Below are 14,250 nucleotides of genomic sequence, written 5' to 3'. Positions count from 1 at the left end.
CCGGACGAGCTCCAACCGACAGGAGGAAGCCCAATGCCCGGGCCCAGTGCAGAGTTCATCCCCCCAGCCAGGCCGGTGATCGGAGAGGCCGAGATCGAGGCGGCTGTTCGGGTGCTGCGTAGCGGCATGGTGGTGCAGGGCCCCGAGGTGGCGGCCTTCGAGGAGGAGTTCGGCGACCTCGTCGCCGGCCGGCACGGCGTGGCCGTCAACTCCGGCACGTCCGCCCTGCAACTCACCTTCATGGCGCTCGGCTTCGGCCCGGGTGACGAGGTCATCGTGCCCTCGTTCTCGTTCGCCGCGACCGCCAACGCGGTCCGCCTGGTCGGCGCGACCCCGGTCTTCGTGGACATCGAGCCGGACAGCTTCTGCCTGGACCCGGCGGCCGTGGAGGCCGCGGTCGGGCCGCGCACGGTGGCCGTCATGCCGGTCCACCTGTACGGGCACCCGGCCGCGATGGACCGGATCACGGCCATCGCCGAACGGCACGGCCTGGCCGTCGTCGAGGACGCGGCGCAGGCGCACGGCGCCGCCCTGGGCGGCACGCCGGTGGGTGCGTTCGGCATCGCCGGCTGCTTCAGCTTCTATCCGACGAAGAACATGCACAGCCTCGAGGGCGGCATGGTCACCACCGGTGACGCCAGCTTCGCCCGCACCCTGCGCCTGCTGCGCAACCAGGGCATGGAGCAGCGATACGCCAACGAGATCGTCGGGGCGAACATGCGGATGACCGACGTGGCGGCGGCGATCGGCCGGGTACAGCTGCGCCAGCTGCCCGATTGGACCGCGCAGCGCCAGGCCAACGCCAAGTTCCTCGACTCGAACATCAACGGCGTGCTCACCCCGCCGGTGGCCGAGGGCGCCGTGCACGTCTACCACCAGTACACGGTCCGGGTCCGCGGTGACCGGGACGCGGCCCAGAAGCGCCTCACCGAACTGGGCATCGGCAACGCGGTCTACTACCCGACCCCGATCCACCGGCTGAAGCCGTACCTCACCGAGGACGGCAAGCCTGGCCCCTGGGAGCTGCCGGAGACCGAGCGGGCCGCCGCGGAGGTCGTCTCGCTGCCGGTGCACCCGTCGCTGAGCTCGCACGACCTGGAGCGCATCGCCGAGGGCGCGAACCTGGCCGGGGGTGCCCGATGAGCCGGAAGCTGCGCGCCGGTCTGATCGGCCTGGGGGCGATGGGCCGCAACCACGCCCGGGTGCTCTCCGGCCTGGACGGCGTCGAACTGGTCGGCATCGTCGACCCGGCCGGCGACCCGACCGGGCAGCTCCGCGCGCCGGTGCTGCCCGCCGTGGAGGACCTGCTGGCGCTGGGCATCGACTATGCCGTGGTGGCCTGCCCGACCGCCCTGCACGAGCAGGTCGGCCTGGAGCTCGCGGCCAACGGTGTCAGCGCGTTGATTGAGAAGCCGCTGGCGCAGTCGGTGGAGGCCTCGGTACGTCTGGTCGAGGCGTTCGAGTCGGCCGGTCTCGTCGCCGGCGTCGGCCACATCGAGCGGTACAACCCGGCCCTGCAGAGCCTGCGGGTCCGGCTGGAGGCCGGTGAGCTGGGCGAGATCTACCAGGTCGTCACCCGGCGGCAGGGCCCGTTCCCGCACCGCATCGCCGACGTCGGCGTGGTGATGGACCTGGCGACGCACGACATCGACCTCACCAGCTGGGTGACCGGCCGGGACTACACCTCGGTGTCGGCCAGGACCGTGTCGCGCAGCGGCCGGCTGCACGAGGACATGGTCGCCGCGGTCGGCCAGCTCACCGACGGCATCATGGTCAGCCACCTGGTGAACTGGCTCAGCCCGTTGAAGGAGCGCTCGACGGTGATCACCGGCGACCGTGGCTGCTTCATCGCCGACACCCTCACCGCTGACCTCACCTTCTATGCCAACGCCGCCATCGACATGGAGTGGGAGGCGCTGCGGACGTTCCGTGGCGTCGCCACCGGCGACATGATCCGTTACGCGATCCCGAAGCGCGAGCCGCTGCTGGTGGAGCACGAGCGCTTCCGCGACGCGGTGGAGGGCAAGGAGAGCGACATCGTCACGCTGCGGCAGGGGCTGCGCACCGTGCAGGTCGCCGCGGCGCTGCTGGAGTCGGCCTCGGCCGGGACCACGGTGGCGGCCACGCCGTCCGACAGCGACCCGTTGCCGGCCGCGACCGCGTCCTGAGCGGCCGGCGACCCGAGGAAACAGGCGGTCATGGAACCTGGTAGCGCGTCGCGTCCCACCCGGGGTCGCATCGTCATGCTCGTGGACAACGGCGTGCAGGGCGACTCGCGGGTGCAGAAGACGGCCCGTTCGGCCGCGGAGGCCGGGTGGGAGGTGCTGCTGCTCGGTGTGCTGAGCAACGGTGCGCAGGAGAGTTGGCGGATCGGCGACGCGCAGGTCCGGCTGATCCGTGTGCCCCGGTCGCTCGGTCAGCACCCGAGCCAGTTCCACCGGTCGTGGCGCAGGCCGCTGGCGTATCCGCCCGGGCGGCACGGCGGCTACCGGGTCCAGCGGATGAAGGCGTGGCAGGCGGCGATCGAGGAGCGGCGGGTGGCCCGAGCGGTCGCCCGCCGCTCCGGCGGCGCGTCGCTGCGGCACCGCGTGGCCGACCTCCTGGCGCCCCCGGCCCTGCTGACCGCGAAGGCACTCGGCCGGTGGGCCAAGTTCCGGGCCGGCGAGCTGCACCGGCTCCGCAAGCGGCAGCAGGATCCGGACGCCCTGTTCACCCGCACGCCCATCCGGTTCTGGCAGGCACTGCTGGGCCCACGCAGCTGGCGTCGGCTGGACCGGGGCCTGTGGGACTACGAACTGGCCTTCGGGCCGGTGATCGACGAGCTGCGACCCGACATCATCCACGCCAACGACTTCCGGATGATCGGAGTGGGCGTCCGTGCCACCCGGCGGGGACGGGCCCGCGGGCTGGACACGAGACTGGTCTGGGACGCGCACGAGTTCGTCGGCGGTGTGCTCGGCCGGGCGGACAACCCGCGCTGGCTGCCCGCCCAGGTCGCCCACGTCGAGGAGTACGTCGGCACGGCGGACGCGGTGGTCACCGTCTCGGCCACTCTGGCCGAGCTGCTGCAACGGACGCACCGGCTGCCGGTCCGGCCGGACGTGGTGCTCAACGCCCCGCCCCGGCCGGTTGCCGGTGCGCAGCTCGCCGACGGCGCGGACGTGCGTGCCCGGTGCCGGATCGACGCGGCGACCCCGCTGCTGGTCTACTGCGGCGGGGTGAACCCGACGCGCGGCGTCGAGCTGATGATCGACGCGCTGCCGCAGTTGCCCGGGACGCACGTAGCACTGGTCACGCTGCACCCGACGGCCAGCAACGCCGCCTCCGAGGCGTTGCTCGCCCGGGCGGTCGCCGCTGGCGTCGCGGACCGCGTGCACCTGCTGCCGTACGTGCCGCACTGGCAGGTCCCGACGTTCCTGGCCGGCGCGGACGCCGGAGTCATCCCGATCCACCACCAGCCCAACCACGAGCTGGCGCTGATCACCAAGTTCCTGGAGTACTCGCACGCCCGGCTGCCGATCGTGGTCAGCGACGTGCGCACGATGGCGGACACCGTCAAGGAGACCGGGCAGGGCGAGGTGTTCCGCGCCGAGGACCTGACGGACTACGTCCGGGCGGTGCGGGCGGTGCTCGCCGATCCGGGCCGGTACCGCGCCGCGTACGACCGTCCAGGGCTGTTGGAGGGCTGGACCTGGGAGACGCAGGTCGAGGTGCTCGAAGGCGTCTACCGTCGGGTCCGCCCGGACCTGGCTCCGTCATTCGCCGACCGCACCGTGGCCGTCGCCGGCTGAACCGGCCCGGCAGCCCTGTCGCCGCCCCGGCCACCCGGCCAGCGGGTCGGACGGGGCGGCGATTGCGTTCTATCCCCGCCGGTCGCCGCCCGGCAGGAACAGTTCGTCGAAGTCGTCCCGCACGACAGTCCAGTCCCACGTCTTCGTCACGTACGTGGCCGCCGCGGCGCCCTCCGCCCGCCAGACCTCGTCGCTGGCCGTGGCCGTCTGGATCCGGGCTGCCGCCTGCTGCGGAGAGTCGACCACCCAGTCGCCGGGGAAGAGGGTCCGGGCACTGGTCGCCCGCCCCGCGAAGAACGGCCAGTCCCGGGCCACCGGCACGGCGCCGCTGGCCGCGCCCTCGACCAGCGCGCAGTGGAAGCTCTCCCGGACCGAGCTGCTGAGGATGATCCCGATGTCGCTCAGCACCCCGGGAACGTCGTCGACGTGGCCGAGCCGGGTCACCGCACCAGAGGGCTCCAACTCGGCGAGGTCCGCCGACAGCGCCGCGTCGTACTGGCGCACCGACTCGCTCGCCTCCGGGTTGAGGCCACCGCCGACGAGCAGCAGCCGGTACCGTTCGTCGGTCGCCCGCAGCTGGCGGAGCACCTCGACGGCCCAGCGCGGATCCTTGGCCACCGCGCTGGTGCCGATCAGCCCGAGGGTGAACCGCGCCGACGGGTCCTTCGGACGCTGGTAGCCGTGCAGGTCCATGGCGTTCGAGATCACCCGCAACCTCGGCGCCTCCGCCCCGGTGAGCGTGGGCAGCACCTCGGTGGCGAAGTCCCGCAGATGCTCCGAGACGAAGACCAGATCGTCGACCCGGGAGAAGTCGATCAGGTGCGGCCAGTACGAGAACGCCTCGAAGCTGTGCAGCCGCATCACGACCCGGGTGTCGCCGGGGTCGACGAGGGTGGTGATCGCCGCAGCGGCCACGCACCAGTCGACGAAGAGTGTGTCCGCCCAGTCCAGGTGCGGGCGCAGCCACTCCTCGACCCGGTTGCCGTACTCGCTCTGGCCGGCGACCAGGTGCTCCACGATGCCGGCCGGGCTGTGCGTCAGGGCCGCGGAAACCGGGTCGTCGGCCAGGTGCACGTAGCGCAGCTCGACGCCGGGGGTCTCGGCGTACCGCTGTCGGATCTCGCGCAGGAAGTGGGCGTTGCCGTTGGTCATGATGAGCAGCCGCAGCGGTCGGTCCGCCGGTGGCGTCGCCGCGGGCGTCGACCGACCCCGGGGCGTGGCCATCACGCGGGCCGTGGCGCTGGCCCGCAGCGGCGCCAGGAACTCGGCCGGCCGCTCGGCCAGCGGGGAGGTGAGCTGGTCGAAGTGGGCCACCCGGTGGAACAGCAACCGCATCGCCTTGTACAGCGACTTCGCCGCCCGGACCTTCTGCTTCGACAACAGCTCGTCGGCCAGCGCGAGCTCGGCCGTGACCGCCTCGGTCAGGCAGACCGGCACCCGACCCGTCTCGAGTTCGTGGTTGGCCTCCCGGGTCAGCAGCTCGGCACGGCTCTTACGGCCACTCATCCGACTCGCGGCGGCGGCGCTCGTGGCCGCCGCCAGGCCGGGCCTGCCCGCCTGCACCGAGCGCACGTGCACCCGGTACGCGAGGGCCACCCGTACCCGCTCCGGCAGCCCCGGCGCGCCGACCGCGGTCCGCCACAGCCGGCCGCCGACCTGGCTGCGCAGCACCGCGGGCGCCATGGCCGCCTCGAGCGACTCCTGGGCTCCGGTGACCGCCGCCCGGCGGGCGCCCCGGGCGATGATGCCGGCCCGGGCGGACACCCCGTCCCACGCGCCGCCGGTCCGCCGGTGTGTCCCGTCGTGCCGGGCCCGGACGATCCTGCCGGCTGCCCCGATCCCGTTGCAGGCATCCGCACGCGGCTGCCGCTGGGCCAACTCCCAGACGGTGTGCACGGCCGTCGTGTCCAGCGCGACCAGCACGTCGGCGGTCCGCAGCCGGCGCCGTACCCAGGGATCCGCCCACGCCCGCAGCCACAGGGCCCGCGACGGTTGCCGGGTGCGGGCCAGTGCCCGTCGAAGACGTGGGTCGTTCGGGGAGGCCGCCAACTGGTGCACGTCGGCGAGGTCCGCGTCGACGGCCAGCGCGTCGGCCGGGACGTCGCCGACGATGGCCACCCGCGCCCCCTGGTCGCGGAAACGACGCAGCGACTCGACGAGCACGGACTTCTGTTGCGGCCGTTCACCGACCACGATGAGCACGTGGGTCATGCCTGCCCGCCTTCGGAGGGAGTGCCGTCACTGGACTGCCGGGTGGCCGTGCCGACCACGGCCGCGGTCACCTCGGCCACCGCCGGGGCCAGTTGCGCGTCCCGGGCGTACCTGCGGGCGTGTGCCCGGGTGGCGGCCCGGTCGTCGTCGCTCGCCTCGACGGCGAGCCGCGCCGCCTCGACGAACGAGGTCGCGAGCCGGCGCGGGTCCAGCCCCACCGCCCCGGTCCACAGCGGATGACCGGCGAGCACGGTGGCGGCGTCGTGGTCGACCTCGTGCGCCGACAGCACCGGCAGCCCACTCGCGGCGTACTCGTAGACCTTGCCGGAGGTGACGAAACGGCCGCCCACCAGCATCAGCACCAGGGCGTCCCAGCGTCCGTAGGCGGCAGCCACCTCCGCCTTGGGCAGCGGCCCGCCGAACTCGACCCCGTCGTCCGAGGCGGCCCGCAACAGCTCCATGTGGGCGTTGGCCTCCCGCAGCGCCCCCGCCCCGATGTGCCCACGCACCTCGAACCGGCTGCGGGCCAGCACGGGATCCTCCCGGCGTGCCATCCGCCATCCGGTGAGCACCGAGTCGAGCAGCGCGGGCGCGAAGTTGATCGAGCCGAGGTAGCCAAAGGTGAGCCCGGAGGCGGGATCCGCGCGGTGCGTGCCCGCCGGTACGCAGTCCTCGTCGTAACCGTTGCGCACCACCCGGACCCGGTCCGCCACCGCCGGGTAGCGCTCCCGGTAGAACTCGGCGATCGGCTCGTTCACGCACCAGACGGCCCGGGCCTCGGCCAGCACCTGCTTCTCCCAGCGCCCGGCCGGTGACTGCTCGGCGAAGGCGGCCCCGCCGTCGATCACGTCGACCGACCAGCCGTCGCGGAAGTCCACCACGTACGGCACGCGGTGCTCCTGCCACAGCCGCCAGGTCGCGGCGAGGTTGACGTACGGAGCACAGGTCGTCATGAGGAGATCCGCCGGACGATCCCGGTGGACGCGCAGCACCGCCTTCTCCAGCTCCGGCCGCCAGCCACCGAAGACCGGCTCGGGGAACACCTTGAGTTCCTGCCGGCGCTGTTGCTCGATCCACTGGCGCGGACGCAGTGACCGGGCCTCCGAGAACGCCCGGATGTCGGTCTCCAGATCCGTCCGGGCCAGCGGCAACCCGACGACGTCGATCCGTGGGTCCACCCCGGCGGAGAGGGTGTGGTCGACTCCGTACTCCCGTTCCCAGGACTCGTCGGCGAGGGTGATCACCGTCACGTCCCAGCCCTGGGCCGCGAACTGGTTGGCGGTCTCCCGCATCCGGTAGGCGGAGCTCTTCGCCGCCGGCGGGAAGCCGATGGCCAGGTAGATGACGTGCGGACGATCGCCCCGGCCCGGCCGGCGGCGGCCGGCCCGGGGCCGGGTGGTGAGGGGGGAGAACCTGCTCTGCATCGCGCTGCTGCCGATCTCTTCCGGCTGGTGGGGGTGCTCGGGGTGGGTGGGGAGGTGCGGAGGTCAGCGGCCGGCTTCGGTCAGCACCCGTACCACTTCGCGGGCGGCGCGGCCGTCCCCGTAGGGCTCACCACGGGGCGCGGGCGGGGCCGGGCGGGTGGCCACCGCCGCCCAGGGCGCCGCGCCCAGCTCGTGCGGGTCGGGCACGAGCCGGTTCCAGTCGCCGTCGAGGGTCTCCGGCCACTCGGTCTGCGGGCGCAGCGTCGTGCACGGCCGGCCGAGCAGGTATGCCTCCTTCTGGAGGCCGCCCGAGTCGGTGATCACACCCGCCGCGCCGAGCACCGCCGCCACCATGCCGGCGTACGGCAGCGGCCGGCCGACGCGCAGCGAACCCCGGTCCAGCTTGACGCCGTGCTCCTCGGCGCGGGCCGTCAGCCGGGGATGGGCCAGGAGCGCCACCGGCACCGGCAGGCCCGCCAGCGCGTCCACCAGCGCGGCGAGCCGTTCGGGGTCGTCGGTGTTCTCCGCCCGGTGCAGGGTGACCACCAGGTAGGGCTCGGTGGGGTCGATCCCCTCGGGCAGCGCCGCCGGCTTCCCGCCCGCCAGCACGGCATCGCGGACGGCCAGGCAGACGTCGACCATCACGTCGCCGACCAGCACCGACCGCGCGGCGAGGCCCTCGCCCGCCAGGTGCCGCATGGCCTCCTCGGTCGGCGCGAGCAGCAGGTCGGCGGCGTGGTCGGTGAGCACCCGGTTGTGCTCCTCCGGCATCCGGCGGTTGAACGAGCGCAGACCGGCCTCCAGGTGGGCCACCCGCAGGTGCTGCTTCACCGCTGAGAGCGTCGCGGCCAGGGTCGAGTTGGTGTCGCCGTAGACCAGCACCCAGTCCGGCCGCTCCGCCGCCAGCACCGGGTCGAGGGCGGCGAGGGCGTGGCCGGTCTGCACCCCGTGGCTGCCGGACCCGATGCCCAGGTGTACGTCGGGCTGCGGGATGCCCAGGCCGGTGAAGAAGACGTCCGAGAGGTCGGCGTCGTAGTGTTGCCCGGTGTGCACGATGACGTGCTGATGCTCTGTGCCGGCGAAGGCGTCGGCGATCGGGGCCAGCTTGACCAGCTGGGGTCGGGCGCCGACGACGCTGACGACCTTCACGTGGCGGTACTCCAGGTTCGTTGTGGGCAGGGTCCGGGCATCGGGGCCGCCGACGTGGGGCGGGCCGGCGCTGAGCGGGGACTGCCGTCAGCTTACAGGGGGAGTGTAGACAGTCCGATCGGCTGACTACCGTAGACTCGCCAGGCCCCCGGGTGGGGCAGAAGACGACGAAGGGGACGCGGAGCCGGATGATGTCCAGGGGGGCCAGCCCGGTCCGGCGCGGGCGGATCGTGATGCTGGTGGACAACGGCGTCACCGGTGACTCCCGGGTGCAGAAGGCGGCCCGATCGGCGGCCGAGGCCGGCTGGGACGTGACCCTGCTCGGCCGTTCGCCGTCCGGTCTGCCGGAGAGTTGGCAACTGGGAGAGGCCCAGGTGCGGCTGCTGCCGGTGCCGGCCACCCTCGCCAAACACCGGCACGAGTACCGCCGCCGCTGGTTGCGGGCTCCGCTGGCGTACCCGCCGGGTGGCCTGGCGGCGCACCGCAAGCAGTGGGTTCGGGCCTGGCGGGCCGATCTGGGCCTGCGGGCGACGCGGGCCGGATCCTCGTCCCGGCTGCGGGCCGAGGAGTTCGCGGCCGGGTTGTTGGAGCGCTGGGTCGACTTCCGCGTCGCGCAGCAGACCCGCGCGCCGCGCACCCTGCACGGGCCCTGGGACCGCGCGCAGACCGCGTTCTGGCAGCGGCTGCTCGGTGACCGCGCCTGGCGGCGCCTGGCGCCCGGTCTGTGGGACTGGGAGTTGGCGTTCGGCCCGGTGGTCGACCAGTTGAGGCCGGACCTCGTCCACGCCAACGACTTCCGGATGCTGGGAGTGGCGGCGCGGGCCAAGGTCCGGGCCGCCGCGGCCGGCCGGCCGGTGAAGGTCGTCTGGGACGCCCACGAGTTCCTGCCGGGCGTGCGGCCGGTGCGGCACAACGCGCGCTGGCTGCCGGCCCACGCCGCGCACGAGCGGGAGTACGCGCCGTACGCGGACGCGGTGATGACCGTGTCGCAGTCGCTGGCCGAGCTGCTGCGCACCACCCACGGCCTGCGTGAACTGCCGACGGTGGTGTTGAACGCCCCCGAGATGCAGCCCGGGCAGGCGGGCGCGGAGCCGGCACCCGACCTGCGGGCCCGGTGCGGGGTGGGGCCCACGGTGCCCCTGCTGGTCTACAGCGGCGCCGCCGCGGAACAGCGTGGGCTTGGCACGATGGTGGAGGCGCTGCCGCACCTCGACGACGCGCACGTCGTGTTCGTGGTGAACCGGCCGGACAGCCCGTACGTGCGGGGGCTGCGGGACCGGGCCGCCGAGCTCGGGGTCGCCGACCGGGTGCACCTGCTGCCGTACGTGGCGCACTGGCAGGTCGTGTCCTTCCTGGCCACGGCGGACGTCGGGGTGATCCCGATCCACCACTGGCCGAACCACGAGATCGCCCTGATCACGAAGTTCTTCGAATACTCACACGCGCGACTGCCGCTGGTGGTCAGTGACGTGAAGACAATGGCCGTGACGGTCCGTTCGACAGGGCAGGGCGAGGTGTTCCGGACGGAGGACGTGTCCGACTTCGTCGGCGCGGTGCGGCGGGTGCTGGCGGACCCGCAGCGGTACCGGGCCGCGTACGACCAGCCGGGACTCTTGGCGAACTGGACCTGGGAGGCGCAGGCGCGGGTGCTGGACGACCTCTACTCCCGCCTCCTTCCCGGCACGCCCGGCCACCACGGCGGTACCGTCGCAGAACACCTCGCACGTGATCCGGCTGCCGCGGCCAGCGGGCCGTCGGGCCCCACGCCACGCTGATCCGAGCGACGGCCCGGCGTTCCGCCGTGACCATCGACCCCGACCGAAGAAAGCGCGATGCGACGAGACGTAGAGTCGACCGAGCCCATCGAATCGATCGAGTTCGCAAACTCGACAGGTGCCATCGGCGGTGACGGTGTGTCGACCGCCGGGCGGACGTCGCCCGGCGGATCGGCGACCGGCGCGCCGAACGGTGCGGTGCCGGCCGGTGCCCCCAGCCCGGTCGCCGAGCTGGAGCAGGCCGCGCGGCGCGCCGGCAGACGGCCACGCGTGCTCTACCTGTCGTTCTTCTTCCCGCCGAGCCGGGCCAGCGGGGTCTTCCGCGGACGGGCCACCGCCAACCACTTCGCCGAGGCGGGTTGGGACGTCACCGTCATCACCGCCCCCCGGGAGTTCTTCAGCTACTACCTCGACGGCGGCAGCGACCCGACCCTGGAGGCGACCGTCGACCCCCGGGTGCGGGTCGAGCGGCCTCCGATGAACACCTACCACTGGGAGAACGACGTCCGGCGGTACGGCCGGTTGCGCAAGGCGCTCCCGGTGGTGGTCGACCAGTTCTACCGGCGTCTGCAACGTTCGTTCCTGCCGGAGCACTACATCGGCTGGATCCCCGGTCTGCTGCGCCGGGCGTTCAAGCTGCACGCCCGGCGGCGCTTCGACCTGGTCATCGCCACCGGCAACCCGTTCGTGTCGTTCGCCGCGGCCTGGATGCTGGGTCGGGCCTGGCGGGTGCCGTACGTGGTCGACTACCGCGACGCGTGGACGTTCAACCAGTTCACCGAGGAGGTCCGGTTCGGGCCGGGTACGGGCACCGCGAAGTGGGAGGCGCGGGTGCTGCGGGACGCGGCCGAGATCGTCTTCGTCAACGACGGCATGCGGCAGTGGCACGTCGAGCGGTACCCGTTCGCGGCCGACCGGATGACGGTGGTGCCGAACGGCTGGGAGCCGGAGTTCGTCGGCCGGCCCGCGTTCCGGCCGTCGGACCCGGCCCGACCGTTGCGCTTCGGCTACCTCGGCACCGTGACGCCGTACCTGCCGTTGGAGGTGTTGTTCGAGGGTTGGCGCCGGGCCCGGAAGGACCCGTTGCTGGCGGACGCGGAGCTCCACGTCCACGGCCACCTGGGCTTCTTCGCCCAGACCGCAGCGTCGCTGCGGGAGCAGCTGGCCCGGCACGAGGATGCGGGTGTCCGCTACCGGGGTCCCTTCGGCAAGGCCGACGTGGCGGATGTCTACGCCGAGACCGACGTGCTGGTCTTCTGCGTCCCCGGCGCGAAGTACGTGACGTCGGGCAAGGTGTTCGAGTACATGGCGTCCGGCAAGCCGGTCGTCTCCGTGCACGAGCCGGAGATCGCCGCCGCCGAGGTGCTGGAGGACTACCCGCTCTGGTTCGCGGGGGACCGGTTGGACGCGGAAGCCGTCGCCGAGTCGTTGATCGCCGCGGCCAAGGCCGCCCGCGAGCAGGACCCGTCCCGGCACGCGACCGCCCAGGACCACGCCGAGAAGTACACCCGGAGTGCGACATTGCAGCCGTGGGAGGCCCGGATGCGCGCCCTGGTCGAGGAGTCCCGTTGACTGTGAAGCCCCGTAACGTCGTCTACCTGGCGCTGGGTCCCCACCGGGTCCGGGCGGCCGAGCGGCACCTCGCCGAGCTCGCGGCGAGCGGCGCGAAGGTCGCGCTCGTCGTTCCCGACCTGCCCGAGTGGGCCGACGCCGAGCTGCCTGCCGGCGTGCCGGTGCACCGGGTCGACGCCACCGACGCCCGGGCCACCGCCCGGGCCGCCCGTCGCCTGCTGCGCGCCTCGAACGGCCCGCTGCGCGACGCCGACCTGCTCGTCGCGGGCGACCCGTACGCCCTGCCGGCGGCCTGGGACGCGCTGGGCCGGCGCGGCGACCTCGTCGTCGCGCTCGACGAGCCGACAGCGCCGTCCGGGCGGCGGCCCGCCCCGGCGGACCTGGCAGTCGTCACCCCCTGGTACCCGTCCGCGAACAACGCGCTGGCCGGTGCGTTCGTCGAGGCCACCATCGGGGCGGTGCGGGCGGACCATCCCCGGATCGCCGTCCTGCACACCGAGGACTGGCCGTACCGTCACGACGCGCCGGACGCCATCGCCATCGCCGTCGCCGCCGAACGGCTGGCCGGCCGGCGGGTCGGACCGGTGGTGCGGGACACCGGGGCGGGGGAGCTGACCAGGGTGCCGGTGCCCATCTCGTCCCGGCGCGACTACGCCGTCTGGGCGCTCGCCCACGTGGAGGCGATGCGGCGGACCCTGCCCACCGGCCGGATCGAGGCGCCGCTGGTGCACGCGCACACCGGCATCTACGGCGGGGTCGTCGCCCAGCGGCTGGCCCGTCCGGACGCCCGGGTGGTCGTCACCGAGCACGCGAGCTTCCTCGCGCAGATCTTCGCGCAGCCGGCCGCCCGTCGGCTCTACGAGGAGGCGTTGCACCGGGCCGACGTCTTTCTCTGCGTCAGCCGGAACCTGCACGAACAGGTGCGGGAGGCCTTCCCGCACCACGCCCACAAGCTGCGGGTGGTGCCGAACGCGATCGACTTCGGCGACTTCGCGCCGCGTACCGAGCCGCCCCGGGACCTGCTGCGCTGGCTGTACGTCGGCCGGCTGAGCGAGGCCAAGGGCGTACACACCCTGCTGTCCGCGTTCCTGGCGGTCGCCGCCGAGGAGCCGCAGGCCACCCTCACCCTCGTCGGGGCGGGCCCGCTGGTGGACCAGATCCGCGACCGGATCGCGGGAAGCCCGTACGGCGACCGGGTCGATCTCCGCCCGGCGGTCGCGCCCGCGAAGGTGCCGGAGCTGATGCGGACCCACGACCTGCTCGTGCACGCCAGCCCGGTCGAGACCTTCGGGATGACCGTGGTGGAGGCGGTGGCCTGCGGCACCCCGGTCCTGGTGGCCCGCAGCCAGGGCCCGCAGGAGACGCTGGGCGGGCTGAACGGGCGGGCGGGCCTCCTGGTCGACGTCAGCGAAGACCCGGCGGTGCTCGTGGAGGGCTTCCGGGAGCTGCGCAAGCGCGTGGACGAGCTGGACCTGCCGGGCGCCCGGGCCGCCCTGATCGAGCGGTACGGACGTGAGGCGGTCGCCGCCCGACTCCGTGAGGTGTACGCGGCACCCGAGCCGGCCGCAGCCGACGACGTGCCGGCGACGGCCGCCGTCCCGGCTGACACGGTGGCCGCCGCCGTCCCCGCTGACACGGTGACCGCCGTCGTCCCGGCCGACATGGTCACCGCCGACGCCCCTGCCCCGCCCCGGACGGCCGAGGCCCCGCGGGTGGTGCTGGTGGCGATCAGCCCGCCGCAGTTCAAGCTCGTCCGCGAGTACGTCGATCGGCTCCTCGACCGTGGCTACGCCGTGGACATCATCACCAACGATCCGCGGCAGTGGCAGCGGTCGGAGGTGGACGAGCGGGTGCGCCTGCTGCCGTTGGACGTCGCGGAACGGCGGCGACCGTTGCTCCGGGTCGAGCAGTTGGTCGTCTACCGGGCGCCCGGAAAGGCCCTCTCGGTGGCCCGGGACCGGGCCCGCAAGCAGCACGCCATCTGGCCCGAGGCGCTCGTCTCCCGGATCGGGAGCACCCACGGTTCGCTCGCCCGCAAGTTCCACACCTCCGTCTTCTATCCCGGCTACCGGGTGGTCCGGCCGCGGGTGCTCTGGCGGATCGTGCAGCGCGAGGTGCTGCCGAAGATCGATCTGGCCCGGACCGAGCGGGTCGTGGTGGCCGGGGTCTACGGGGTGGCCATCGGCTGGCAACTGGGCCGCAAGCGGCCGGAACTGACCGTCACCACCTCGCTCGTCCCGCCGGAGCCGGCTCCGCGTTGAGCGGTGGGCACGTCCCGGCGCCGGTGACGGCGGTGCCGCCCACCGGGGCCGGGACGGGTGCCGCCGG

9 protein-coding genes are annotated in these 14,250 nt (G+C 73.6%); 6 read left to right on the top strand and 3 right to left on the bottom strand.

Translation table 11 applies throughout. The features are described 5' to 3' along the window. Positions 1–33: 33 nt before the first annotated feature. The 3 genes from GA0070608_RS31190 to GA0070608_RS31180 are packed head-to-tail and all read left to right on the top strand — an operon-like array spanning position 34 to position 3,791. Complete coding sequence (locus tag GA0070608_RS31190; RefSeq protein WP_091633688.1) at positions 34–1,143, top strand: DegT/DnrJ/EryC1/StrS family aminotransferase; 1,110 nt, start codon at positions 34–36, stop codon at positions 1,141–1,143. Continuing rightward, positions 1,140–2,168: a Gfo/Idh/MocA family protein gene (locus GA0070608_RS31185; protein WP_091633684.1), complete on the top strand. Its 1,029-nt coding sequence runs from the start codon at positions 1,140–1,142 to the stop codon at positions 2,166–2,168. The genes GA0070608_RS31190 and GA0070608_RS31185 overlap by 4 nt, the downstream gene beginning before the upstream one ends. Before the next feature lie 30 nt (positions 2,169–2,198). Further along, positions 2,199–3,791: a glycosyltransferase family 4 protein gene (locus GA0070608_RS31180; protein ID WP_091633678.1), complete on the top strand. Its 1,593-nt coding sequence runs from the start codon at positions 2,199–2,201 to the stop codon at positions 3,789–3,791. Between the two features lie 69 nt (positions 3,792–3,860). Here the strand turns inward: GA0070608_RS31180 and GA0070608_RS31175 are convergent, their stop codons facing one another. The 3 genes from GA0070608_RS31175 to wecB all read right to left on the bottom strand — a co-directional run bounded on the left by GA0070608_RS31175 (position 3,861) and on the right by wecB (position 8,575). Further along, positions 3,861–6,002 carry a glycosyltransferase gene (locus GA0070608_RS31175; RefSeq protein WP_091633673.1) on the bottom strand — a complete coding sequence of 714 codons (2,142 nt, stop codon included), beginning with the start codon at positions 6,000–6,002 and terminating at the stop codon, positions 3,861–3,863. Continuing rightward, positions 5,999–7,426, bottom strand: a complete 1,428-nt coding sequence (locus GA0070608_RS31170; RefSeq protein ID WP_218107612.1) for a glycosyltransferase — start codon at positions 7,424–7,426, stop codon at positions 5,999–6,001. The genes GA0070608_RS31175 and GA0070608_RS31170 overlap by 4 nt, the downstream gene beginning before the upstream one ends. A gap of 63 nt (positions 7,427–7,489) precedes the next feature. After that, positions 7,490–8,575: a non-hydrolyzing UDP-N-acetylglucosamine 2-epimerase gene (wecB, locus tag GA0070608_RS31165; protein WP_091633669.1), complete on the bottom strand. Its 1,086-nt coding sequence runs from the start codon at positions 8,573–8,575 to the stop codon at positions 7,490–7,492. A gap of 233 nt (positions 8,576–8,808) precedes the next feature. Here wecB and GA0070608_RS31160 point away from each other — a divergent pair, with 233 nt between their 5' ends. From GA0070608_RS31160 to GA0070608_RS31150, 3 genes are read left to right on the top strand one after another with little or no spacing between them, the layout of a single operon-like run. Then, positions 8,809–10,350: a glycosyltransferase family 4 protein gene (locus GA0070608_RS31160; RefSeq protein WP_091636664.1), complete on the top strand. Its 1,542-nt coding sequence runs from the start codon at positions 8,809–8,811 to the stop codon at positions 10,348–10,350. A 57-nt stretch (positions 10,351–10,407) separates the two neighbouring features. Further along, on the top strand, positions 10,408–11,922 hold the full coding sequence (locus GA0070608_RS31155) for a glycosyltransferase (RefSeq protein WP_091633666.1): 1,515 nt from the start codon (positions 10,408–10,410) through the stop codon (positions 11,920–11,922). A gap of 2 nt (positions 11,923–11,924) precedes the next feature. Next, complete coding sequence (locus tag GA0070608_RS31150; RefSeq protein WP_245716172.1) at positions 11,925–14,183, top strand: glycosyltransferase family 4 protein; 2,259 nt, start codon at positions 11,925–11,927, stop codon at positions 14,181–14,183. Positions 14,184–14,250: the final 67 nt, after the last annotated feature.

The sequence above is a fragment of the Micromonospora peucetia genome (assembly GCF_900091625.1).
Taxonomy (GTDB): Bacteria; Actinomycetota; Actinomycetes; order Mycobacteriales; family Micromonosporaceae; genus Micromonospora; species Micromonospora peucetia.
The sequence above is the reverse complement of the archived record's forward strand: the minus strand, read 5'-3'. Positions and strand labels throughout refer to the sequence as shown.